The following is a 24,517-nucleotide window of genomic DNA, read 5'->3' as shown; positions in this document are numbered from 1 at the left end:
GAGAAGAGACCGCCCTATGCCCATGCTCGAGATCCGCCGGCACAGCAAGCGCGACGGGGACGAGGCCATCCACCTCTCCCAGGAGGGGGTGGAGCTGGCCCGCTGGTCGGGAACGCTCATGGGCCCCTTCGAGGTCGTGGCGACCAGTGTCGCGCCCCGGGCGCGGGAGACGGCGATCGCGATGGGCTTCGCGGTGACCACCGAGCTGCCGACCCTGCACAACGTGAACGCGTTCCTCCAGGAGTCCCAGGCGGCGTCGCAGGACGTCGGCGCCCCGTTCACGCGGCTGGCGCGGCTGGTGCACCGCCGCGGCAGCGCCGTCAACGACTACTCGTTCGCGCTCGCGCGGCAGTGGGCCGAGCTGATGGCCCCGCTCGGGCCGGGCGACGCGGCGCTGGTCATCGGCCACGGCGGCCACATCGAGTGCGCGCTGGTCGCCCTGTTCCCCGAGGCCGCGCACGACGAGTGGGGCGCGCTGTTCGGGTACATGGAGGGCGCGCGGCTGCACTACGACACGGCGGCGCGGCGCTTCCACGACATCGAGTTCGTGCGCGGCTGAGCGAAGGGGGCCGGCGGACGCCGGCCCCCTTCGCTCACCGCTCGCGGCCGGTCTTGACGGCGACCTTCGGCAGGTACCGGGCGGCCAGCGCCACCGCCGCGATCGCGGCGACCGCGAGGACGGGGAGCGGGTAGCCGAGGGCGACCGCCGTGTGCTCGAAGTCGAGGTTCTCCAGGGCGTGGGTCATGTAGCCGGTGGAGAGCATGTCCTGCCAGGTGATCTGCTGCCAGAACGCGTCCTGCCCGAAGACGAGGAGCAGGGCGAGCCCCGCGAGGGCCGCCATGGGCCAGGCGCCGGCCGCGAACGCGCGGCGGGCCTCCCGCTCGCCGACGCCCGCCTCCAGGGCCGCGCGGCGCCGGTCCTCCAGGCCCCAGAACAGCGCGGTGAACAGGAACAGGACGGGGATCGCGACCCAGACGCGGGGCGGGAACGTGCCGATGACCATCCACTCGCCCTCCGCGGCGACCGCTTCGAGGTTGGCCGCCCCGAGGGGCCCGGAGCCGGTGAACAGCCAGGGCGCGAACAGCAGCAGGAGCCAGCGGCTGGCGTCGCCGAAGGGGCGCAGCGCGCCGATCGCGAAACCGCCGACGACGGCCGTGGCGAGGGCGACGCCGGTGGTGACCAGGGGCGGGCCCCAGGTCTGGCGGATGATGAACCACAGGTCGTAGTCGCCGTCGGGGCCTTCGCCGAGCCGGGTGACCCAGGGCAGGAGGAAGACGCCGGCGGCGGCGACCGCGAGGACGAGCAGCGCGATCCCCCCGGTGAACGCGGCGGGCCGGGCGCGGGCGGGGTCGTCGGGTCCGGGGACGACGTCGATCCTGATGCGGGACAGCAGGAACAGGACGGCCGCGGCGAGGCCGAGGCCCGCGAGGACCGCCATGAGGAGCACGGAGGCCGCCGCGGCGGTGCCGACGTCCCGGCCGACGTAGAGGGCGTCGTAGATCTGGACGACCGGCGGCGGGGCGTCCTGCGGGACGCGGCCGACCGAGCCGTAGGCGAAGGTCTGGAGGCCCGCGGCGACCAGGGCGAGGGCGCTGAGGGCGGCCACGGCCAGGGGCGCGGCGGCGGGCCGGTCGGCGGCGGCGCCGCGCTGGGCGGCGAGGCCCGCGAGGACGCCGAGACCGAGCACGACCCCGGCGAGCAGTCCGGCCCAGTCGTACACGCCCGGTTCGCGGCCGGACAGGGCGCGGTCCGCGATCCAGGCGACGGTGAGCGCGGTGGGCGCGAAGGTGACCGCCAGCGCGGCGGCGGCGATCCGGGCGGCGGCGCGGCCGCCGGGGCCGGAGCGGTGGAGGAGCCGGGCCAGCAGGGGCGCCAGGACGGCTCCGATGAGGACGGACACGAGGATCGGGCCCGCGAGTCGGGCGAGGCCGCCGGCGAAGGCGCCGCCGGCGAGCAGGTCGTCGTAGTTGGCCGGGCCCACGGTGTCGGAGTCGCCGAAGGTCCCGAAGTGCTCGAGGCGGCTGAGCTGGACGGTGCGGAACGTGGGGAGCACGTACGCCAGGACGAGGGCGGCGACCGGGACGACCAGCAGGGCCAGGCCCCCGGCGGCGCGGGCGGCCCCGCCCAGCGGATGCGGCGGCGGCCGGTAGGCCGGGGAGGCGGCGCGGCGGGGCGCCGGTGCCGGGTCGTGCGCGTGCGGCCGGGTCCCCGTGCCGGTGGGGCGGTCCATGCGGTCTCCTGTGTGGAAAGGGGGTGGACAGGATTCCCTATCATGCGCCTGTCCGATCCGGACCCGTCCGCGGGACGGGAATAGCGGTTGCCGAGGGGGCGTCGGGGTGGTTCGATCCCCCTATGCCGAGCACCGCGCAGTTCCTGGCGTTCACCGCCGCCTCGCTGATCCTCATCGTCGTCCCCGGGCCGTCGGTCATGTTCACCGTCAGCCGGGCCATCGCTTACGGCCGCAAGCGGGCCGTGCTCACCGCCTGGGGCAACGCGCTCGGGACCTTCTGCGCCTCGGCGCTGGTCGCGGTCGGGCTCGGGGCGCTCGTCCAGGAGTCGGCGCTGGCGTTCGCGGTCGTCAAGTACGCGGGCGCGGCGTACCTGGTCTACCTGGGCGTCAAGGCGCTGCGGGACCGCAAGGGCCTCATGGAGGCCCCGGAGGCCGAGGCGGGCGGGCGCGGGCGGGCCCTGGCGACGATGGCCGAGGGGTTCGCGGTGGGGCTGCTGAACCCGAAGTCGATCCTGTTCTTCCTGGCGATCCTGCCGCAGTTCATCGACGCCGGGTCCGGTTCGGCGACCGCGCAGATGCTGCTGCTGGGCGGGGTGTTCGCGGTGCTGTGCGCGGCGTGCGACACGGTGTGGGGCGTGGCGGCCTCGGCGGCGCGGGAGGCGCTGAAGCGGCCGCGGCCGCGGCTGGTCCTCGGGCGCGCCGGGGGCACGGCCATGATCGGCCTGGGCATCGCGGCGGCTGCGGGAGAACGCGCCTGAGGGGCGGGCGCCGGGTGCGAGGACACGCGATGGAAGCGCTTGCATATCGAAACTTTTAGATATATAGTACATGGACCCTCACAGCGATCCATCGCGCTTCGGCTCGCACGGCCCGCTCCCCCGGGCCGTCTCGACGCCCCCGGCAGCGTCAAGAGAGGACCCCATGTCAGTTGCAACCCACCCCCGCGTGCGGCGAGGACTGGTCGCGGCGGCGGCCGCCGTCTTCGTCGCGGCGACCGCGCTCGTCGCGGTCATGATGCCCAGGCCGGCCAGCGCGGCGAGCCTGACCGAGATCACGGACTTCGGGAACAACCCGAGCAACCTCCAGATGTACCTGTACGTGCCCGATAACGTCGACCCGGAGCCGGCGCTCGTGGTGGCCATCCACTACTGCACCGGGTCGGGCCCGGCCTTCCACAGCGGGACCGAATGGGCCCAGCTGGCCGACCAGTACGGGTTCGTCGTGCTGTACCCGTCGGTGACGCGCGCGAGCAAGTGCTGGGACGTCTCGTCCCAGGCCTCGCTGTCCGGCGGCGGCAGCGACTCCGTCGGCATCAAGTCCATGATGGACTGGGTCGACGCGGAGTACAACGTGGACCCGGACCAGGTCTACTCCACCGGCGTGTCCTCGGGCGCGATGATGACCAACGTGATGCTGGCGGTCTACCCCGAGGTGTTCGCGGCGGGCGCGGCGTTCTCGGGGGTCCCGTACACGTGCTTCGCGACCGACAACGGCTCGGAGTGGAACTCGCAGTGCTCCGGCGGGCAGATCGACCGGACCCCGCAGCAGTGGGGCGACGCGGTGCGGGCGAACAACCCCGGCTACTCGGGGCCGTGGCCGCGGATGCAGATCTGGCACGGCACCAACGACGAGACGCTGGCCTACCCGAACTTCCAGGAGCAGATCGACCAGTGGACGAACGTCCACGGCACCGACCAGACCCCGGACCTCTCCGACACGCCGCAGGCGAACTGGAACCGGACCCGCTACGGCGGCACCGGGGCCCAGGCGGCGGTCGAGGCGATCAGCCTCCAGGGCGTGAGCCACAACCTGTACTCGTGGGGCATGGCGTCCAGGGCGCTGGAGTTCTTCGGGTACGACACGGACGCGGAGCCGACGACCTCGCCGGACGAGCCGACCACGGACGAGCCGACCACGGACGAGCCGACGGAGCCCGCGGGCGGATGCTCGGCCGCGGTCAAGGTGGTCAGCTCGTGGAACTCGGGCTGGCAGGCCGACGTGGACGTGACGGCGGGCGACGCCGCGATCAGCGGCTGGAGGCTGACGTGGACCTGGCCGGCAGGGCAGACGATCTCCAGCTCCTGGAACGCGACGGTGACCACGAGCGGGTCGACCGTGACCGCGACCGATGTGGACTGGAACGGTACGGTGAACGCGGGCCAGACCAAGGCGTCGGCCTGGGGCTTCATCGGCACGGGGGCGGCAGTGGCCCCGGCGGTGACCTGCACACCTGCTTGACACCCCCTGGAGAACGGCGGGGCCGCGGGCGATTCGCCCGCGGCCCCGCCGTGATGCCGGCCCCGCCCGTGGGCGGCACGGCCTGGCGGTGTGGGACTCGTGGGCCGGGCCCGACGCCGGCCCCGCCCGTGGGCGGCACGGCCGCGGCGATGTCCCCGGCGCGTCCGAGGCTCCTAGACTGTGCCGGGACCCGCGCCGCGGGCCGAGACGGAACGGAGCCGCGAGAGATGACCGAATTCCCCCCTGAGGTGCTCGACCGGTTCGCCGGTGCGGGCATGGACCTCGACAGGCTGTTCTCCGCCGGAGAGCTGGGCGACCGCATGGGGGTCGACGTGGTCGAGGCCGCGCCGGAGCGCGTCGTGGCGCGGATGGCGGTCGAGGGGAACCGGCAGCCGTACGGGCTGCTGCACGGCGGGGCCTCGGCGGTGCTGGTCGAGACGCTCGGCTCGATCGGGTCGATGCTCCACGCCGGGCCGGGCAGGATCGCGGTCGGCGTGGACCTCAACGCGACGCACCACCGGGCGGTCCGTTCGGGCACGGTCGAGGCGGTGGCGACCCCGATCCACCGCGGCCGCTCGACCGCGACCTACGAGGTCGTCGTGAGCGACGAGGAGGGCCGGCGCGTCTGCACCGGCCGCCTGACCTGCATGATCCGGGACGAGCCCAAGGGCGAGGCGAGCTAATCGAGGAGATCGCGTTCGACGGCGACGGCCAGCGCCTCGACCAGCCGCTCCGGGTGCGCCAGCAGCCCTTCGAGGGTCGCCGCGACCTCGCCGAGCGCTTCGCGGTCGGTGCCGTAGGCGCAGAACATCCCGGCCTCGGAGTCGAAGGAGAACCGCTCCAGCAGCGGACCGCGCTCGACCAGGGCGGCGTGCACCGCCGACTGCCAGTCGTAGCCGGAGCCTTCGAGCCTGTGGGCGGCGAAGGCCTCCCGCAGGTGCGAGTCGGCCGGACCGCCGGGGCTGTAGATCACCGAGTCGCCGGTCTCGCCTTCGACGAACGTCACGTTGGGGAAGCGCGCGAATTCTGGTCGTTCTGACATGCCCGCCACCATAGCGGTGACGGGCGACATCTTCCCGTGGCGCGGGCCTCGCGGCGGGGCGCGGCGACGCCGCCGCGCGGGGCCGCCCGGCGGACGTCGGGGCACCGGTGTCAGCGGGAGAGCAGGCCCTGCATGGCGCCGTAGTCGAGACCGCCCGCGTCCACGTCGTACGCGTCCGCTTCGAGAAGCGCGGCGGTCGCCCGGCGGGCCGCCGCGTACGCGGCGGCGGCGACGCTCGAGCCGAGGCTGATGCGGGCCACGCCGAGTCGCGCGAGCGCGGACGGCGCGGGCGCGCCCGGACCCGCCAGGACGTTCAGCGGCAGGCGGACCGACCGCACCAGTTCGGCGATGACCGCCGGATCGGTCACGCCGGGCACGAAGATCCCGTCCGCGCCCGCTTCGGCGTACGCCGCGGCCCGTTCCACCACGGCGTCGAAGCGGGTGGCCTCCTCGCCGATCCCCGCGAGGTAGACGTCGGTGCGCGCGTTGACGAACACGTCCGCGCCCGCCCCTTCGCGGGCGGCCGCGACGCGCTCGGCCTGCTCGGCGACCGGGCGCAGGACGCCCGGCGCCGCCGCCACGGAGTCCTCGATGTTGACGCCGACCGCACCGGCATCGGCGACCGCGGCGAGCGTCGCGGCGACGTCCTTCGCCGTCGCCCCGAACCCGGACTCGATGTCGGCCGTGACCGGCAGGTCCACCGACCGGGCCACGCGCGCTATCGCGGCGACGGCCGTCTCACGGTCGATCGCGTCGCCGTCGGGGAAGCCGAGGCTCCAGGCGATCCCGGCGCTGGTGGTCGCGATCGCGGGAGCGCCCGCGGCGGCGACGACCGCGGCGCTGGCCGCGTCCCAGCAGTTCGGCAGGAGCAGCGGGGGCGTGGTGTGGAGGGAGCGGAAGCGGGCGGCCTTGTCGTTCGTCATGCTGCAATCGAACCATCGGTGTCGCCTGGAGGCTGGCCGCGAAACGACATCACCGTCGAAGGGCCGGATGCGCGTTGGGGACCGGCGGGCCTGACGGGCCCGCGTGCCGAAGGATCGGGCGCGTGGGCGTACCCGGTGGGGCCGTTCGAGACCCATGGCTGCGGCCGGGCGTCGCGGAGAGCCGCGGCGGCCCGGCGGGCCCGTCTCCGCGAGGGCGCGCCGACCCCAGTAAGTAGTTTGACTATCTACCGCTAGTCAGTTAGCCTTTCTACCGTGTTGGATTCGATGAGACAGCAATGGCTGCACGGTTTCCTGGACCTGTGCCTGCTCTGCCTGCTGCTCGAGCGCCGCGACTACGGCGTCGGGCTCGCGCAGCGGCTGGCGCGCTCCGGGTTCGGGGACATCCCCGGCGGGACCCTCTACCCCTCGCTCCTGCGCCTCGAGAAGCAGAGTCTGGTGCGGGCCGACTGGGCGGCGTCCGATGTGGGCCCGCGCCGCAAGTACTACGAGCTGACCGCCGAGGGGCGGGCCGCCGCGGCCGAGCGCGTCGCGGTGTGGCGGGAGTTCCGCGACGTCATGGACCGCATGACCGCGGCGACGGAGGTGGAGCGGCCGTGACCGACCAGTGGCACGAGTCCTTCGCGCGCCTCCTCGTCGAGCGCGGCGTGGCCCCCGGTGAGGCGCGGCGGCTGGCCGCGGACAGCCGCGACGAGGCGCGGGCCGCGGGGCTGCCCCCGGCCGAGCTCTTCGGCCCGGCCGCGGCGTACGCGGCCGGCATCGCCAGGGCCGCCCGGCCCGCCCCCCTCGCGGCGCTGCCCCGGGCCCGCGGGCCGGTGGTCCTGCGCCTGACCGGCGTGACGAAGCGGTACCGGCGCCGCGAGGTGCTGCGCGGCGTCGACCTGACGCTGCGCGCGGGCGAGGTCGCGGCCGTGGTGGGCGCGAACGGCTCCGGCAAGTCCACGCTGCTCGACATCTGCGCCGGGGCGTCGAAGGCGACCTCGGGCCTCGTGGAGCGCACCGCGCGGATCGGCTACGCGCCGCAGCAGCACGGCACCGCGCCCTACCTCACCGCCGACGAGCACTTCCGGCTCTTCGGCGGGGCGCACGGCATGGGAGCCAAGCGGGCCGTGGCCACCGGGACGCACCTGGCGGCGGGACTGGGGTGGCGCCCGCGAGCGGGGACCGTCGCGGCACAGCTGTCCGGCGGCACCCGACAGAAGCTCAACGTCGTCCTCGGCGAGCTGCACCGGCCGGACCTGATCCTGCTCGACGAGCCGTACCAGGGCTTCGACCAGGACTCCTATCTGGACCTGTGGTCGCAGGTCTACGCCTGGCGCGACGCGGGCGCGGGAGTGCTCGTGGTGACGCACCTGCTGCACGACCTCGACCGCGTCGACCACGTGCTCGAACTCAAGGGAGCGGAGGACCGCTGATGCTGTGGACGATCGCAGGGACGAGCCTGCGGGAGACGGGGCGCCGCCGCGCCGCGCTGCTGCTGGTCGTCGCGCTGCCGCTGGCGTTCTACGCCGCGCGCAGCGACATGCAGGGCCAGGCCATCCGGTTCCTCGCCATCGGCGTGGGCTGGGCGGTGGCGACGCTGGCGCTGTTCTCGCACGTGGGCGCCCGCCACCTGGACCGGCGCCTCGCCGTGGTCGGGACGTCGCCGACGGCGCTCCTGATCGGGAGGCAGCTGGCGCTGATCGGCATGGGCCTGGCGCTGGCCGCAGGCTACTTCGGGCTGGTGGCGCTGACGCAGGACGTGAATCGGCTGTGGGCCGTGGGGCTGCTGCTGGGCACCACGGTGCTCATCGCCGCGCCGCTGGGTGCGGTCGTGAGCCTGGTGCTGCCGCGAGAACTGGAGGGCGCGCTCGCGCTGCTGGCGGTCATGGCGACGCAGATGATCGCCGATCCGGAAGGGGCGCTGGCGAAAACGCTGCCGCTGTGGTCGACGCGCGAGCTGACGGGGTACGCCGTCGACCCGGTCGGGTCCGAGTACCTGTGGGACGGGCTGGCACACTTCGCAGTGGTCGCGCTCGTGTGCGCGGGCGCCGCGTGGATCGCGGCGGTGGTGCGGCTCCGTCCGCAGGCGCTGCCGGAACCGGAGCCGGAACCGGTCGTTCTCTAGAACGGGCGAAGGATCGGAGCGGGGGATCTCCGTGGTTCGGGCGGACTCGGCGGCTGTCGAGTCTGCCCGAATAAAACTCGGGGCGGGCGGCGACGGAGGCCTCCTCTTTGGATGAGGTTGGCTCTCGGAGTGCGGGTGGGGGGTGGGTCGGAGTCAGGGCGGGCGGTGACGGAAAGGCGGGTGGATGCCGAGGTGGGGCGGCGGCTGTCCAGCCCGCGAAGGTTGGGGTCAGAGCAGGCGGCGACGGAGAGGCGCCCTTGAGATCGGCCTGGTTTTCGGGGCGCGGACGGGAGTGACGCGGTGTTAGAGCAGGCGGCGACGAAGAGGCCCCCCTTGGACGAGGTTGGGCCTCGGAGTGCAGCTGGGATGGATCGGGGTCAGAGCGGGCGGCGACGGTGGGGTGGGTGGGTGCCGGGGGTGGGGTGGCGGGCGTCTGGCCGCGGTGGTCGGGGTGCGGGGGGTGTGGTGGGGGTGGTGGTTCGTGTTGGGCCGCAGGGGGCCCTGACGAAAGTTAGGGGTGATCGGGCGGTTTTTCATACCTTCGACCGATGACAGTCCGGAGTCGTCCTGTCACACTTGATAAAGCACGAAGGAACGACAACCGAGAACACATTCGAGAACAGCGGCACTGCCGAAAGGAGGTGAGTCCCCGATGAACACCTGTACCCCCACCCCGGACGCTCCCTCCCAGGCCCGCCCTTCCTCTCTCATCGGCACGGACCGCGCCGCTCAGGCCCGGGAACTGCGCGCCACCCTCGATACAGCGGCCGCCGGTATCAATGCCTTCCACGCCCAGGTCCTCGCCGCCGTGATCGACATGAAGCAGCAGAACCTCCACCGCTCGGCCTTCGGGTTCTCGGCACTGCGTGATCTGCTGCTGTCGCAGTTCGACTTCACGTTCAACACCGCCGGAGCGATCGCCGCGATCGCCCGCCTCTCAGGCAAGTTCCGGATCCTCACCGAGGCTGCTACGTCGGGCCGGGCGCGGATCGATCAGGTCGCCTACGCCGTCCGGCAACTCGACCAGACCCCCGCGATGCGCCTGTTCGCCCGCACCCCCTTCCGCGAAGCAGTCCCCTCCCCCTTCGACGACGCGGTCCTCTGCGCCACGCCCGAGGCGATGGTGGCCCAGTACTGCACCCACGCCCCGTTCACCGACCTCCAGCGGCACCTCGAGGGGCTGTGGGCGACCATCGCCACAGAATCGGAACTGCTGGACGCGCTCGGCGAGCAGTCGTTGCAGCGGCTCGAGGTGACCGAGACCGGGAACGGCATGTGGCACCTCGAAGGCGAACTCACCGCCACCACCGGCAGGCTCCTCGACAAATACCTCAAGACCGCCTGCCCACCACCCCGCCAAGACGAACAGGACGCCGACGGGGTCCTGCCCCCGCAAGCGAACCGGCACGCCGAAGCATTGCATCAGCTCCTCGCGGGCTATGGGTCCTCGCCCGAGGCCGCCACCCGGCACGGACACACCGCGACATTGCACCTCACCGTGGACATCGCAACACTGCGCGGGGAGGACACCGGCCGCATCCCGCTCCTGGACGGCGACCCAATCTCCCTCGCCCAAGCCCGGCTCCTCGCCTGCGAGGCCCTGGCCATCCCCGCTGTGTTCGACTACGAGTCCGGCGAAGCGGTCGAACTCGGCCGCGCCCTGCGCCTCCCGAATGTGGCCCTGCGTCGCAAACTCGAGCTCGAGCAGCCCGGAGGGTGCGCCTGGCACGGCTGCGACCGGCCGGTCGCGTGGACCGAGGCGCACCACATCGTCCACTGGGCCGACGGCGGCGAGACCAACGCCGAGAATCTGATCCTGGTGTGCCGGTTCCACCACGGCCGCCTCCACACCGAAGGCTGGACCGTCACCAAGACCGGCCCCGGCCAGGCGGTCATCACCCACCACGACCACCAGGGTTCCGGCACCGGTGCTGGCGCGGAGGCATACGGCCGCAACGGCAACGAGCACGAGGCCGCCGAGTGCGGCTGCGCCGATTGGCGCACCGATGCCGACATGGACACCGAGCATCAGAGTTCGGGCTGGGACCTGTTCCCCACCGGCCTCTACCGTTCGGAATGGTCCGAGACGCTGCAACCCGACCTCGACGGCCACGCCGCCATCATCGAAAGCGAACGCGCCCGGGCCGCGATGCGCGCAGCCCGCGCCAAAGCCCGAGCACGCTTCACCACCAGGACCACCGGGACCACCACCGACAGCAGCGCCAGCAGTGCCGACCGCAGCGATCACAGTGAGCAGGCCCCGGTCGCCACGCCGACGCCACCGGCCGCACCGACAGCCGAAGCCGAAGCATCGTCACCAAGGGAACCCGCCCTCGCGGGAACCGCCACCACGGCCAGGACGGTCAGGCCGGTCAGGCCAGTGGTCCCGATCGGGCCCATCGACTACGGCGAACCGCCGTTCTTACCCTGCCCCAGCAGGCGACTGCTGGGGGACGCGAGGCCCACGCACCACCCACGGCCCGCAGCCCGAACCCCCACGGGGCCGGGCCCTCCAGCATGTCTATGCCCGGAAAGCCGCTAACTCACCCCCAGATCCGCCCGCCCCTTCGTCGCCGCCCGCTTGAACCGCGAGCATCCACTACTTGAAGGCCGAAGGCCCGGCCCGAGAACCGCCCGCCCTTTCGTCGCTGCCCGCCCTGACCGCACGCCATCACCATCCCAAGCCCGAAAACCCCGCCCGATGCGCAATCACCCCGTCATCGCCGCCCGCTCTGACCTCGGCTCCCGCGACCGGACAGCCGCTACCCCACCCCGTGCACGATCACACTTTCGTCGCCGCCCGCTCCAACAGCAAGCCATCGCCATCCCGAAGCCGAAATCCCCGCCCGGTTCGCGATCACCCCGTCGTCGCCGCCCGCTCTGACCTCGATTCCAGCGATCAGGCACCCGCTACCCCGCCCAGGGAACCGCCCACCGCTCCGTCGCTGCCCGCTCTAACACCGCTCCTACCGGCATCGAGCCTGAAGCCCCCTGAGAAGCAGCCACCGGCTCCATCACTACCCGCTGACCATGAGCATCGCCGAAGCAGGATTCGACCCCCGACCCCCGACCCCCGACCCCCGACCCCCGACCCCCGACCCCCGATCACCGATCACCGATCACCGATCACCGATCACCGATCACCGATCACCGATCACCGATCACCGATCCCACCGCAACCTCGACTGCACGACATTGGGGCCGAAGATGTTCAAGCGCTCCCCTACGCATCGGTGTCCGATACTGCCGTTCACCCATCAGACGGAAGGCCCTCCGCAGAGCGATGTCGCATCGGGAGCACCGACAACACGGTGACAGGGGCGCGCGGCCCGCTACCGCGCAGCGGCGATCGGTCCAATCGAGGCGAGCGGGCCGGACGACGGTCGCCGGAGGTTCGTCTTCTTCTCCTCCTTCCTCCTAAAGTCGCCGCGACTCCGGCAGTTCGAGGACGTCCACGGCGGCGAGGAGGGCCACCACGAGCGCAGCGAGGAGCAGGCCGACGGAACGGGCCCGATCGCGATCGACCGGGCCCGTCCGAATCAGGCGATGCCGGGCCTCGGGGCGCCTTCGAACTCGCCGGGGCGGGCGCCCCGGCGGTTCGGGGGCTCGACCTCGGCGGCGTCGAGGTAGGAGCGGGCGATAGTCCGTCCTTCGCTGTCCGCCAGCCAGATCAGGAGCCGCCCCGGGCCCTCGGCGGCGGGCACGACGAGGCTCACCGCCGCCGAGAGCCGGAACGGCTCGGCCTTGACCGGCTCGCTGCTCGCGGCCGGGGCGACTGCGGTGCCGACCGGGGTCCCGGGCGCGGTCCACGCCGCGTGGACGGTGCCGGACACCCCGTTCCCGCCGTGGTGGGAGACGTGCACGTCGAGCGTGAACGGCGCCTCGGGCGGCGTGATGTCGGCGCCCGCCGCGGCCGGGACCAGGTCGAGGACCAGCACCGTCTCGGCGTTGACGTCGGCGGGCACGCACCCGCCCCAGTCCTTGGGGCGGCGGTCGACGTCGAGGAGTCCGGCGGCCTCGTGCTCCACGTCCGCGAACTCGGTGTACACGTATCCGGCGAAGCGGTCGTGGCGGCGCAGCTCCTGGGTCTCCCAGCGCAGGTGCCAGGCGCGTTCGAGGCTCGTGAAGCCCTCGCCGTACTCGCTGTTGACGATCGGCAGGCCCTGCCGGGGCACGTCGGGCGAGCCGTAGAACGACTTGTCCACGGTGAAGTCCGGGGCGAGGCGCACCGGGAAGGCGTCCTGCTCCCCCGAGGCCAGGCGCGCCACGGCGTCCTTCCACTTCCCGAGGTCGGGTTCGTAGTAGTGCCAGTCGACGAGGTCGGTGCGCACGTGGGCCCAGCCGGAGTTCTCCACGACCGGGCGCGTGTCGTCGAGCTCGCGCAGCCGCTCGTAGGCGCGGACGGCGGCCTCGGCGCGGGCCGGGCTGCCGGGGATGTCCCAGTCCAGGCCCCACTCCTCGTTGTACAGGCCCCAGATGACGATGCTCGGGTGGTTGCCGTCGCGTTCGACCATCGCGGGGAGCTGGGCCTCGAACGCCCGGGCCGCTTCGGGTGAGAACCGGCTCGGGCAGGCCGGTTCGGCCCACACGAGCATCCCGGTGCGGTCGGCCTCGTGCAGCCACAGCGGCTCCTCGAACTTGAGGTGCTTGCGGACGAGGTTGTAGCCGAGCCCGCGGGCGAGGTCGAGTTCGCGCAGCAGCGACTCGGCGTCGGGCGCGGTCAGGCCGGTGTCGGGCCAGTAGCCCTGGTCGAGGACGCCGCGCAGGTAGACGCGCTCGTCGTTGAGGTAGAGCTCCTCGCCGCGGGCCTCGAAGCGGCGCAGGCCGGTGACGGCGGTGACGCGGTCGTCGCCGGTGCGGACCTCGACGCGGTAGAGGTGCGGGTCGGCGGGCGTCCACAGCCGCGGGTCGTCGAGGTCGACGCGGCCCTCGGCGACGCCGGCGGCGTCGGCGGTGAGTTCGACGGTGCGGCCCGCGACCGCGGCGGTGACGGCGTGCCCGGCGGGGGCGTCGCCGGCGAGCTCGACTCGGACGTCGATGCCGGTGAGGCTGTCGCCGCGCAGCCGCACCGAACGGGCGTAGGTGCGGCCGCGGGCCTCCAGCCACACGGTCTGCCAGATCCCGGAGGTGGGCGTGAACGAGACGCCGTCGTAGTCGTCGCGCGGGAGGGAGCGCTGCTTGCCGTGCGGGATGGCGCGCTTGTCGGCCGGGGCGGTGACGTCGACTTCGAGGACGGCCTCGGCGCCGGGGCGCAGCGCGCCGGTCACGTCGATCTCGAAGGACTCGTAGCCGCCGGTGTGCTCGCCGACCACCGCGCCGTCGACGCTGACGACCGCGTGGTGGTGCACGGCCCCGAAGGAGAGCACGATCCGCGACCCGTCCCATTCGGACGGGGCGGTGACCGTCCGCCGGTAGGTCCCCCGCTCCAGCCAGGTCCGGTGCACGCCCGAGGCCTCGCTCTCCCAGGCGAACGGGACCGTGATGGGCCCGTCGTGGCCGTCGGCCGCGAAGTCCCAGCGGCCGTTGAGGTTGAGCCAGCGCTCGGACCGGTCGCGGTCGGGCCTGGGGTACTCGGGGCGGGGGGTCGGGAACGGGTTCGGTGTCATGCGTCAGCCCTTCACGCTGCCGGCGAGGATGCCGTTGATGAAATGCCGCTGGAGCAGGATGAACAGCACCAGCAGCGGAATGAGTGCGACGGAGCTCGCCGCGAGGAGTTCGCCGGTGACGGTGGCGTAGTCGGCGCCGATCCGGTTGCCGGTGATGTTCTGGGCGAGGGTGGAGAGCACGACCTGGAGGGTCGCCATGCGTTCGGAGCTCGCGGCCACGACGGGCCAGACGAAGTCGTTGTAGATGTTCATGATCGTGAGGACGGCGAGTCCGGCCAGGCCGGGTCGGATGACGGGCACGACGACGCGCCAGAAGATGCCGAACTCGCCGCAGCCGTCGACGCGGGCGGCGTCGAGCAGCTCGTCGGGGACGGCGCTGATGACCTGGCGCATCCAGAAGATCGCGAACGCGTCGACCGCGCCGGGGAGGACGAGCGCCTGGTAGGTGTTGACCCAGCCGAGGGTCTTCATCTCCAGCAGCAGCGGGATGATGAGCACGATCGTGGGCAGCATCAGGGTGATGAGGACGGCGCCGAAGGCGAGGTTCTGGCCCCGGAAGCGGTACTTGGCGAACGCGAACGCGGCCAGGGGCGCGAAGAACATCGTGACGGCGCCCTTGAGCAGGAGCACGACCGCGGTGTTGAGGAAGCCCTGTCCGATGGGGACGTCCTGGAGCATCGCCGTGTAGTTGTCGAGGTTGAAGGTCGTGGGGTCGAACGTCAGGGGCGAGCGGATGATGTCGTTCGCGGGCTTGAAGGCCGAGAGCAGCGCCCAGGCGACGGGCGCGAGGAACGCGGCCAGCAGGAGCATGAGGAAGGCGTGGGAGCCGATGCGCGGCCGTTCGCGGCGCGCGGGCGCGGAGGTCGTGGTCATCGTCAGTCCTTCGCTCGCAGGAGGCGGACGAACCCGAGTGACAGGGCCATCACGAGGACGACCAGGAGGAACGAGTTCGCGGCGCCGGTGCCGAGGTCGGCCCGGGTGATGTGGTTGTAGAGGTAGTAGCCGGCGGTGGTGGTGGAGCCGTAGGGGCCGCCCTGGGTGACGACGAACGGCTCGGCGAACATCTGGAACACCGCGAGGGTCTGGAGGACGACGGCGAACATGATGGTGCGCCGCAGGAGCGGCACGGTGATGCTCCACAGCTGGCGGCGCTTGGAGGCGCCGTCGAGTTCGGCCGCCTCGTAGATGGCGCCGTCGATGGACTGGAGTCCCGACAGGAGGATGATCACGATGAACCCGGTGGTCTTCCACAGGAACAGCAGCGCGAGGGTGGGCTTGGCCCAGGCGCTGGTGGTGAGCCAGCCGACCTCGGGGACGCCGAAGACGCCGAGGAGGGCGTTGACGGCGCCGTACCGCCCGTCGAAGAGGACGACCCAGATCTGGGCGACGGCGACGAGCGGCGTCACGAACGGGACGATGAAGGCGACCCGGTAGAGGCCGCGGAGCTTCAGCTTCGCGTTGTTGAGCAGTACGGCGATGAGGACGCCGACGACCATCTGGACGGGCACGATGAGGAGCCAGAGCACCGCGGAGTTGCCCAGGGAGCTCCAGAACGCGGGGTTGGAGAGCAGGTAGGTGTAGTTGTCCCAGCCGACCCACTCCGCGGCGCCGGTGCCGCGCCAGTTCGTGAAGCTCAGTCGGGCCGTGAAGAACAGCGGGTAGACACTGAAGGCGAGGAACACGGCGAGGAAGGGCGCCACGAACACGTAGGGCGCGAGGCGCCGGCGCAGGCGGGTGCCCCCGTGGCGGCGCTTGCGGCGGGGCTCGGGCGGGGCGGCCGCGGCGCGGGCGGCTGGGAGGGCCGTCACTGGCGGTCGACCAGGTTCGTCTGGATGTCCTCGCTGGACTTGGCGAGGACCTCCTGCGGGGTGAGGTCGCCGTCGAGCATCCGCTGGACGTCGTTGCCGAGGTAGTCGACGGCGCCGGTCCACCAGGTGGGGGTGGGGGTGCCGCCGGGGATCTCGGCCCCGGCCTCGGTGGCGACGGTCCACAGGTCCTGGCCGCCGAGGGCGGTGATCTCGCCGTACAGAGGCTTGGCGGGGTCGGCGGCGGGCGTGTAGCTGGGGATGGAGGTGGCGAGGCCTTCGGGGTAGACGTCGCCGGGGCCCCACACGGCGGTGTACCCGGCCTCGTCGAACATGAGGAACTCGTAGAACAGCCAGGCGAGGTCGGCGTTGGCGCCGTCCCTGGGGAGGACGAACGAGGAGCCGCCCATGGCGCCGGAGCGGGCGCCCCCGGCGTCCCACGCGGGGAGCTGGGTCGCGCGCCAGTCGCCGGAGGTCTCGGTGAGGACCTGCTGCGGCGCGAAGCTGAACCAGATGGCCCACGGGTAGAAGACCTGGTTGCCGTTGTCGAGTTCGGCGATGTCGGTGGGCGTGAGGTACTCGGCGCGGGTGCCGAGGCCCTCTTGGCGCACGGTGTCGAGGAAGGTGAGGATGCGCTCGAACTCGGGGGTGTCGAGGCGGAGGTTCCCGTCGGCGTCGGCGATGGAGGTGCCGAGCTGGTTCGCGTACATCTCGAGCTGGAGCTGGCCGAGGAAGGCGGACTGCTCGAGGTGGATGGGCGCCGAGCCGGGCACGGCGGCCTGGTAGTCGCGGGCGGCCTGGAGCAGGTCGTCGTAGGTCTCGATGGCGGCGACGTCGATCCCGGCGGCCTCGAGCGCGGTCGCGTTGTAGAACAGCAGGCCGGGGTCGAGGTCGAAGGGGACGCCGTAGACGCCGCCGTCGACGGTGTTGACGTCGAGCTTCTGCGGGGCGATGTCAGCGGCGTAAGGGGCGAGCACGTCGCTGAGGTCCCACAGGTAGTCGGTGAAGCCGCCGACCTTCGCGTCGTCGAGGAAGACGCCGTCGGGGACGTCGGCGCCGGTGATGAGCGTGTTCTGGAGCTTCGCGTCGATGTCGACGGCGACGTGGTTGACCTTGATGCCCGGGTAGGCGGCGTTGAACTCGGCGATGACGCCCTCGAAGACCTCGAAGAGGTCGCCGGAGCGGTCCCAGATGGTGATCTCGCCCTCGGGGTTGTCGCCGCCGGGCGCCTTGAGGAGGCGGGACTCGTCAGAGTCGTCGCCGGAGGTGATGTCCGGGCCGCACGCCGCGAGGGCGGGGGCCGCGGCCGCGAGGCCGGCGGACGCGAGCAGTGCGCGTCGTCGGAGGTGGTGGCGTTGCATGTGCACTCCCTTGTGATTTGCCAACGTGTGCAAAATCTAGCACCCCTTTGCCGACGTTGCAAACGGTAGGATGGCCCCATGCCGGCAACACTCCGCGACGTCGCCGAACTGGCGCAGGTCTCCGTCCGCACCGTCTCCAACGTGGTGAGCGGTTACGAGCATGTCAGCGAGCGCATGAGGCGCAAGGTCCTCAGCGCCATCGAGGAGCTCGACTACCGCCCCAACCCCGTGGCCCGCACCCTCCGCACCGGCCGCACGGGGATGCTCGCGCTCGTGGTGCCCGAGATCGACGTACCGTACTTCAGCGAGCTCGCCCGGGACGTGATCGACGCGGCCGCCGAGTTCGGCTACCGCGTCATGATCGACCAGACCGGGCACGACCACGAGCGCGAGCGGCGCCTCCTGATGGGCGACGACCGCACGATGCTGTTCGACGGCATCCTCTTCAGCCCCCTGGTGACCAAGTCCGAGCTGCTCGACATGCACCGCTCCGAGCACATGCCGCTGGTGCTGCTCGGCGAGCACGAGTTCGACGGCCGGTTCGACCACGTGGCGATCGACAACGTGCGGGCCGCGCGGGACGCGGTCGCGCACCTGGCGGCGAGCGGGCGGACCCGCATCGCCGCGATCGGCGCGCAGCCGCTGGAGGAGTACTCCACGCCGCTGCTGCGCACCGCCGGGTACGAGGCGGCCCTGGAAGCGGCGGGGCTGGAGGCGCCGCCGGAGTACGCGACGCCCGCGCCGCACTACAGCCGCACCGACGGGTACGAGGCGGCGACGGCGCTCATGGCGCTCTCGCCGCGCCCGGACGCGATCTTCTGCTTCTCGGACCTGCTCGCGGTCGGCGCGATGCGCGCGGTGTTCGACGCCGGGCTCAGCGTGCCCGAGGACGTGGCGGTCATCGGGATAGACGACATCGAGGAGGGCCGGTTCGCGCGCCCGTCGCTGAGCACGGTCTCGCTGGACACGCCGTTCATCGCGCGCGAGGCGGTCCGCCGGATCGCCGCGCGGATCGACGACCCGCAGACCCCGGCCGAGGAGGTCGTGGCCCCGCACCGGCTCGTCGTCCGCGAGAGCACCGCCGGGCGGGACTGACCCGCGCGGCGGTCCGAGCGCAAGGGGCACAGGCGAAACGCAGCACGCGGACGAGGAGCGCGAGAGGTCGATCCGCGGTCCGGGCGTGCCGCGGATCGGCAAGCGTGGTCCGTAAATCAAGTCTTGCAACGTAGGCAAATTGCTGGCATGGTGTTTGCAACGTCTGCAAAGCAGCAGGCGCCGCATCCACGAGAGGACCACCCATGTCGGGATCCAGTCAGTGGGCCGCCACCGCGAAGCGCGCATCAGCGCTGCTGGCGGCCGCGATCCTCGCCGTCGCGAGCGTCCAGACGCTCACGGCCGCCCCCGCCGCGGCCGCGCAGCCCGGAACCGTGCTCTACTCCCCTGACCTCGGCGCCTACCCCGGCGGGACCGCCGGCTACCCGCGCGCCATCGGCCTCGAGCACGACGGCTCGGCGGCCGAGACGATGCTCGCCACCTTCGCCAAGGGCGGCCACAACGCCCCCACCACCCTCCCGATCTACCGCTCCACGAACGGCGGCCAGAGCTGGTCGCAGATCTCGGAGATCAGCTCGAACACGCCCGGCTGGGACATCGAGGCGCCGACGCTGTTCGAGGTGCCGCGGAACATCGACGGGCTCGACGCCGGCGACCTGCTCGCGGCCGGGACCGCCTGGGACGTCGGGAACTACACGGCACAGAAGGTGGAGGTCTTCAAGAGCACGGACGGGGGCGCCAGCTGGACGTTCCTGTCGAACTGCACCCAGACCTCGGGCCAGCCGAACGGCTGGGGGCACGGCATCTGGGAGCCCACGTTCCTGGTGGCGGACAACGGCACCCTCGCGTGCTTCATCTCCGACGAGCGGCCCTCCAACAGCGCCACCAACAACCAGAAGATCGCGCACTACACCTCCACCAACGGCGGCGCGAGCTGGAGTTCGAGCATCCAGGACGACGTGGTCTTCCCGGCCGACGACCTGCTGCGCCCGGGCATGCAGACCTTCGCGGAGCTGCCGGACGGGCGCTTCGTGATGAGCTACGAGCTGTGCCGGGACGCCACGAACGCCGACCACGCGTGCGAGGTGTACCTCAAGTACAGCGACGACGGCCTGAACTGGGGCGCGGCGGGCGACCGCGGCACCCTCGTGCGGACCTCCGACGACCGGGAGCTGCTGCACACCCCGTACGTCTCGTGGACGCCCGCGGGCGGTCCGAACGGGACGCTGCTCGTCTCGGGCCAGCGCGTGGTCGCGGGCCCGACCGGGAACAAGACGGTCCTCGAAGAGTCCGGGACGGTGCTGTTCGCGAACCGGAACCTCGGCGCGGGCGACTGGTTCGAGGCGGCCACGCCGGTCACGGTGGACCCCACCGGCGGGTACGCGGCGGGCGTGCCCTCGTGCCCCGGCTACTCGACGCCGGCGATCCCGCGCGAGGACGGCGCCAGCTACCTGTACCTGGCCGCGACCTGGCTGGGGCAGAACAACCAGTGCGAGGTGCGGTTCGGGATCGGCGCGGTCCCGGGCCCGACGGGCGCGGTCGTGAACCCGCAGACCGGCAAGTGCCTCGACGTGGACGCCAACACGGCCGCGAACGGGAACCGCGCGCAGCTGTGGACGTGCGGCACCGCGAGCGGCCAGGACTGGTCGGTCGGCGCGGACGGCACGATCCGCGCCTTCGGGAAATGCCTGGACGTGGACGCGCAGGGCACGGCGAACCACACGAAGGTGCAGCTGTGGGAGTGCAACGGCTCGGGAGCCCAGCAGTGGGCGCCCCAGTCGAACGGCTCGCTGCTGAACCCGCAGTCGGGCCGCTGCCTCGACGTGCCGCAGGGCGGCACGGCCGACGGCACGAAGCTGGAGATCTACGACTGCAACGGCCTGTGGACGCAGCAGTGGTCGCTCCCCGCTTAGGCCGGGCCCGGCCCGGAATCCCGCATCGACCGCTCGGCGGCGGCCGCGGGCGCTTCGGCGCTCGCGGCCGTTTCGCGTTGCCGGGCAGGCGGGTCGGCGGTGCATGGACGAGGCCGGCGGCCGCGGGCCCTCTCGATTCCATCGGTCAATTGAAATCCATCGTTGACAACTCGGACATGAGGGATTAAGCTCCTCAATCAAAGGTATAGCGCTAAACCTAGTTTCATCAGCGCTTATGCCACCGCTTGCCTTGCATCCGGTGGCATGAGCGCTGACGGTCGACGCGCCCGGACGCATCGAGAAGCAGCCGGTACCCGGCGAGTCCGGCCCCCTCGGGCCGGAGCGCCCCGGCCCCGCCGGCACCCGGCGCCGCGACCGAACCGTCGACACCGAGACCCCGTCACCGATCCCGGAAGGACACCGTGACCCGACCATGAAGGAACACAACGCAACCCGAAGGCGCCTGGCCAGGCGGGCCGTCCCGTTCGCCGCCGCCCTCGCCGTCGGCGCGGGCGCGCTCACCGCGACCGCGATCGCCGCCGCCGAACCGGACGGGGCCGCCGCCGCGCCCGCGCCCTCCGCACTCGACGTCGAAGGACGCGGCGCCGAAGTGCCGTTCTACGAGATCGAGGCCGAGAACGCCGCCCACAACGGCACCCTCATCGGCCCCGACAGCACCTACAGGACGCTCCCGGCCGAGGCCTCGGGCCGCCAGGCCGTCACCCTGGACGCGGTCGGCGAGTACGTCGAGTTCACGCTGACCGCCCCGGCCGACGCGATGACCCTGCGCTACTCGATCCCCGACAGCGCGCAGGGCACCGGGATCGACGCGCCGATCGACCTGCTCGTCGACGGGGCCGAGGTCCAGGAACTGCCGCTGACCTCCCGCTACGGCTGGTTCTACGGCTCCTACCCGTTCACCAACGACCCCGGCGCGGGCGGGGCGCACCACTTCTACGACCACGTGCGCACCGTCTTCGACCGGACCCTCGACGCCGGGACGACCGTGCGGGTCCAGGTCTCCTCGACCGCGGCCGCCTCGGCGTTCACCATCGACCTGGCCGACTTCGAGGAGGTCCCCGAGCCGGTCGCGCGGCCCGCCGGCTCGCTGTCCGTAGTGGACTTCGGGGCCGACCCGACCGGGCGGAGCGACGCCACGGCCGCGTTCCAGGCGGCCGTGGACGCCGGGAAGGCGCAGGGCGCCGAGGTCTGGATCCCCGAAGGCGAGTTCCTGCTCTACGACCACGTGATCGTCGACCAGGTCACGGTGCGCGGCGCCGGGCCGTGGTACTCCGAGGTCACCGGCCGCCACCCCACCGACCGCTCCAAGGCGGCCGGGTTCTACGGCAAGTACGTGCGCGACGGCGGCCCCAGCACCGGGGTCGTGCTGCGCGACTTCGCGATCCTCGGCGAGATCACCGAGCGCGTCGACGGCGACCAGGTCAACGCGATCGGCGGCGCCATGAGCGACTCGCTGGTCGAGAACCTGTGGATCCAGCACGTCAAGGTCGCGGCCTGGATGGACGGCCCGATGGACGGCTTCCACATCCGCGACACCAGGATGCTCGACCTGACCGCCGACGCGGTGAACTTCCACATCGGCGTCACGAACTCCAGCGTGGAGAACTCGTTCATCCGCAACACCGGCGACGACGGGCTCGCCATGTGGGCCGAGGGGGTCAACAACGTCGGGAACTCGTTCACCGGCAACACGGTGCTGCTGCCGATCCTCGCCAACGGGATCGCGATCTACGGCGGCAAGGACATCACCGTCTCGGACAACGTCGTGGCCGACACTTTGACCAACGGCGGCGGCATCCACGTCGGGAACCGCTACCCGGGCGTGGACGCCGGGAACGGCACCGACGTGCAGGGCGTGTTCACCTTGGCGCGCAACACGCTCATCCGCACCGGCAACACCGACTACAACTGGCCGTTCCCGGTCGGGGCCCTGTGGTTCGACGCCCGCAACGGCGACATCAACAGAGCCACCATCAATGTCACCGACACCGACATCATCGACTCGACCTACGCCGCGGTCCACTTCGTCTCCGGGACCACGAAGGGCGTCGTGCTCGACGATGTGCGCATCGACGGGACCGGCACGTTCGCGTTCCAGTTCAACGACCCCGCCGAAGTCGCGGCCTCGAACGTCACCGCGACGAGGATCGGGTTCGAGGAGCCGGTCTACGCGTGCCTGTCGAACCTGGTCATCGACCAGGGCCCGGGCAACTCGGGCTGGAACGAGCAGCTGCCGGACACCTACTGCGGGCCGTTCCCCGAGCCCGACCTGCCCGGCGGTGAGGACCCGACCGGTGAGCCCACCGACCCGACGGAGGAGCCCACCGAGGAGCCGACCGACCCCGGCGAGGGCGGCAACCTGGCCCTCGGCAGGTCGGTCACCGCGAGCGGCCACGCCGACGTCTACACCGCCGCCAACGCCGTGGACGGGAACCCGAGCACCTACTGGGAGAGCGTGAACCACGCCTTCCCGCAGACGCTCACCGTCGACCTCGGGCAGGTGCGGGAGGCGGGCCGCGTCGAGCTCTCGCTGCCGCCGGTCGCGGCCTGGGAGGCCCGGACGCAGACGGTCGCGGTCGCGGGCTCGGTGGACGGATCGCAGTACGGCACGATCCTCGGCGCCGCCGAGTACCGGTTCGACCCGGCGAGCGGCAACACCGTCGTGATCGAGTTCGACCCGACCGAGGTCCGCCACCTGCGGCTGACGTTCACCGGCAACATGGCCTGGCCAGCCGGCCAGGTCTCGGAACTGGAGGTCTACGGGCCGTAACTCGTGCCCGATATATCAATCCTCAGACATGAATAAATGACATGAAATCGGGCCGCACTACGGGGGTGCGGCCCGATCGTCGGGCTCAGCGGCTCAGGGAGCGCTCTCTCACGTGACCGTGAGCGTCCACCTGGTCGGGTTGCCGTCGAAGGCGACGCCGGACTGGTCCGGGGTGCCGTCCGGGGTCACGTCGTCGTACGGGAAGGCGTACCCGATCGGCGAGTTCGCGTGCACCGCGCGGGCGTAGTGGTTGGTGACCTCGTTGTCGTAGAAGTCGGCGACGCCGGGGCCGTTCGGCTGGTCGGCGTGGCTGTGGACGGTGCTGCGGTTGAACGCCGCCGCGAGCCGCGCCAGGGCGCCCTTCTTCGCCTCCGAGTCGGAGGGGATGTTCGCGAAGGGCCCGTGGTTGCAGGTGAAGACGTCCCAGGAGCCGGGCTTGGCGAACGTGGAGCCGTCGTTGAAGACGAGGTTGTCGCCGTTGACGCGGCCGGTGAGGACCCCGCGCCCGCCCTGGAGGTCGATGCGCAGGTCGGTGCCGCGGTACTTCTCCCACACCTGGTCGGCGTAGCCGTTCCAGTAGTCGGCGAACGGCATGTCCGGCTGGCCCACGTGGGGGGCCATGATGTTCTGCGGGGACATGACGCGCAGGATGCCGGAGTCGCCGTGCATCACCAGGTCGCCCCAGGGCTGGCCGTCGCGGCCCGCCTGGGCCTCGAGCTCGGCGGCGATCGCCTCGACCGCGCCGTGCGGCAGCGGCGCCACGGAGTGGTCGCCGTCGCCCTGGAGCCGCATCCCGATGGGGAGGGCGGTGACGAGGTCGACGTAGCTGACGTTGGCGAACAGCTGCACGTCGTTGAAGGTGAACTCGCAGAACGAGACGATCTTGCCGAAGTTGGCGTCGGCCTCGTTGTGGAGGGCGGGCTCGACCAGCGCGGGCCCGGGGTTGACGAAGAACTCGAGTGTGGACTCGCGGACGAAGTAGACGCGGGCGCCGTACATGCGCGGCAGCGTGACCGTCACGGTCGAGCCGGGCGATCCGAGCGGGATCGCGGCGTCGACCGGGAGCGGGGTGTTCGGCGCGCCGGGCTCCTGGATGTAGTACGGGCCCTGCCCGCCCGCGCGCAGGAGCATCATGCGGTCGGTGCCGAACTCGCGGCCGGTGACGTAGGCGTTGACGGCGCCGGTGTCGGTGTCGTTCACGAGCGCGAGCTCGCATGTGGATGGTGCGGCCGAGGCGCTCGGGACGCCGAACGAGCGCCACCAGGGGGAGCTCGCGGCGACCGCGCCCGCGGCGGCGGTGAGGGTGATCATCGCTCTTCGCGAAACCATGGAAAACCTCCAAATGGTGCGACCTTGCGGAGTGGGGCTGAGATTAACATGGTTTCTTAAAAGATTAAAGGGGCAATTTCGTACATAAGCGCTCACCGTA

Annotated in this window: 19 protein-coding genes; 11 read left to right on the top strand and 8 right to left on the bottom strand. The window is 71.9% G+C overall.

The window, feature by feature from the left end; all coding sequences use genetic code 11:
* The first annotated feature begins 16 nt into the window (after positions 1–16).
* Positions 17–559 carry a histidine phosphatase family protein gene (locus LO763_RS10655; RefSeq protein WP_230601963.1) on the top strand — a complete coding sequence of 181 codons (543 nt, stop codon included), beginning with the start codon at positions 17–19 and terminating at the stop codon, positions 557–559.
* 34 nt (positions 560–593) lie between these two features.
* On the opposite strand, the gene LO763_RS10650 is transcribed toward LO763_RS10655, so the two are convergent.
* Positions 594–2,231, bottom strand: coding sequence for a hypothetical protein (locus LO763_RS10650; protein WP_230601962.1), 1,638 nt, complete (start codon positions 2,229–2,231; stop codon positions 594–596).
* Between the two features lie 122 nt (positions 2,232–2,353).
* Here LO763_RS10650 and LO763_RS10645 point away from each other — a divergent pair, with 122 nt between their 5' ends.
* The 3 genes from LO763_RS10645 (at position 2,354) to LO763_RS10635 (ending at position 5,152) form a co-directional block, all read left to right on the top strand.
* Positions 2,354–2,989: a LysE family translocator gene (locus LO763_RS10645; RefSeq protein WP_230601961.1), complete on the top strand. Its 636-nt coding sequence runs from the start codon at positions 2,354–2,356 to the stop codon at positions 2,987–2,989.
* Positions 2,990–3,152: 163 nt separating this feature from the next.
* Positions 3,153–4,469, top strand: a complete 1,317-nt coding sequence (locus tag LO763_RS10640) for an extracellular catalytic domain type 1 short-chain-length polyhydroxyalkanoate depolymerase (RefSeq protein ID WP_230601960.1) — start codon at positions 3,153–3,155, stop codon at positions 4,467–4,469.
* A 227-nt stretch (positions 4,470–4,696) separates the two neighbouring features.
* The gene (locus LO763_RS10635) at positions 4,697–5,152 is read left to right on the top strand and encodes a PaaI family thioesterase (RefSeq protein WP_230601959.1); all 456 of its coding nucleotides are present in this window, start codon (positions 4,697–4,699) and stop codon (positions 5,150–5,152) included.
* On the opposite strand, the gene LO763_RS10630 is transcribed toward LO763_RS10635, so the two are convergent.
* Positions 5,149–5,511, bottom strand: a complete 363-nt coding sequence (locus LO763_RS10630) for an Imm51 family immunity protein (protein WP_230601958.1) — start codon at positions 5,509–5,511, stop codon at positions 5,149–5,151. The genes LO763_RS10635 and LO763_RS10630 overlap by 4 nt on opposite strands.
* Positions 5,512–5,621: 110 nt before the next feature.
* Positions 5,622–6,434, bottom strand: coding sequence for an isocitrate lyase/PEP mutase family protein (locus LO763_RS10625; RefSeq protein ID WP_230601957.1), 813 nt, complete (start codon positions 6,432–6,434; stop codon positions 5,622–5,624).
* A gap of 285 nt (positions 6,435–6,719) precedes the next feature.
* Between LO763_RS10625 and LO763_RS10620 the strand changes: the two genes are divergently transcribed.
* The 4 genes from LO763_RS10620 (at position 6,720) to LO763_RS10605 (ending at position 11,101) form a co-directional block, all read left to right on the top strand.
* On the top strand, positions 6,720–7,052 hold the full coding sequence (locus tag LO763_RS10620) for a PadR family transcriptional regulator (RefSeq protein ID WP_230601956.1): 333 nt from the start codon (positions 6,720–6,722) through the stop codon (positions 7,050–7,052).
* Positions 7,049–7,867: an ATP-binding cassette domain-containing protein gene (locus tag LO763_RS10615; protein WP_230601955.1), complete on the top strand. Its 819-nt coding sequence runs from the start codon at positions 7,049–7,051 to the stop codon at positions 7,865–7,867. Before LO763_RS10620 ends, LO763_RS10615 begins: the two co-directional genes overlap by 4 nt.
* Positions 7,867–8,559 (top strand): hypothetical protein, encoded by a 693-nt coding sequence (locus tag LO763_RS10610; protein ID WP_230601954.1) that lies wholly within the window; start codon positions 7,867–7,869, stop codon positions 8,557–8,559. The genes LO763_RS10615 and LO763_RS10610 overlap by 1 nt, the downstream gene beginning before the upstream one ends.
* Before the next feature lie 652 nt (positions 8,560–9,211).
* Positions 9,212–11,101 (top strand): HNH endonuclease signature motif containing protein, encoded by a 1,890-nt coding sequence (locus LO763_RS10605; RefSeq protein WP_230601953.1) that lies wholly within the window; start codon positions 9,212–9,214, stop codon positions 11,099–11,101.
* 997 nt (positions 11,102–12,098) lie between these two features.
* Here LO763_RS10605 and LO763_RS10600 read toward each other — a convergent pair.
* The 4 genes from LO763_RS10600 to LO763_RS10585 are packed head-to-tail and all read right to left on the bottom strand — an operon-like array spanning position 12,099 to position 17,331.
* Positions 12,099–14,165, bottom strand: a complete 2,067-nt coding sequence (locus LO763_RS10600) for a glycoside hydrolase family 2 protein (protein ID WP_230601952.1) — start codon at positions 14,163–14,165, stop codon at positions 12,099–12,101.
* Between the two features lie 3 nt (positions 14,166–14,168).
* On the bottom strand, positions 14,169–15,038 hold the full coding sequence (locus tag LO763_RS10595; protein ID WP_230601951.1) for a carbohydrate ABC transporter permease: 870 nt from the start codon (positions 15,036–15,038) through the stop codon (positions 14,169–14,171).
* Between the two features lie 2 nt (positions 15,039–15,040).
* The gene (locus tag LO763_RS10590; protein WP_230601950.1) at positions 15,041–15,973 is read right to left on the bottom strand and encodes a carbohydrate ABC transporter permease; all 933 of its coding nucleotides are present in this window, start codon (positions 15,971–15,973) and stop codon (positions 15,041–15,043) included.
* The gene (locus tag LO763_RS10585) at positions 15,970–17,331 is read right to left on the bottom strand and encodes an ABC transporter substrate-binding protein (protein ID WP_230601949.1); all 1,362 of its coding nucleotides are present in this window, start codon (positions 17,329–17,331) and stop codon (positions 15,970–15,972) included. Before LO763_RS10585 ends, LO763_RS10590 begins: the two co-directional genes overlap by 4 nt.
* 78 nt (positions 17,332–17,409) lie before the next feature.
* Here LO763_RS10585 and LO763_RS10580 point away from each other — a divergent pair, with 78 nt between their 5' ends.
* From LO763_RS10580 to LO763_RS10570, 3 genes are all read left to right on the top strand, one after another.
* Positions 17,410–18,426 carry a LacI family DNA-binding transcriptional regulator gene (locus LO763_RS10580; RefSeq protein ID WP_230601948.1) on the top strand — a complete coding sequence of 339 codons (1,017 nt, stop codon included), beginning with the start codon at positions 17,410–17,412 and terminating at the stop codon, positions 18,424–18,426.
* A gap of 203 nt (positions 18,427–18,629) precedes the next feature.
* On the top strand, positions 18,630–20,297 hold the full coding sequence (locus LO763_RS10575; RefSeq protein ID WP_230601947.1) for a sialidase family protein: 1,668 nt from the start codon (positions 18,630–18,632) through the stop codon (positions 20,295–20,297).
* A 433-nt stretch (positions 20,298–20,730) separates the two neighbouring features.
* Positions 20,731–23,088, top strand: coding sequence for a discoidin domain-containing protein (locus tag LO763_RS10570; RefSeq protein WP_230601946.1), 2,358 nt, complete (start codon positions 20,731–20,733; stop codon positions 23,086–23,088).
* Between the two features lie 108 nt (positions 23,089–23,196).
* On the opposite strand, the gene LO763_RS10565 is transcribed toward LO763_RS10570, so the two are convergent.
* Positions 23,197–24,417 carry a glycoside hydrolase family 64 protein gene (locus LO763_RS10565; protein WP_230601945.1) on the bottom strand — a complete coding sequence of 407 codons (1,221 nt, stop codon included), beginning with the start codon at positions 24,415–24,417 and terminating at the stop codon, positions 23,197–23,199.
* Positions 24,418–24,517: the final 100 nt, after the last annotated feature.

The organism is Glycomyces amatae (genome assembly GCF_020991375.1).
GTDB lineage: Bacteria > Actinomycetota > Actinomycetes > Mycobacteriales > Micromonosporaceae > Glycomyces > Glycomyces amatae.
Note: the sequence above shows the minus strand (reverse complement) of the source record. Positions and strands in the feature narration are given on the sequence as shown.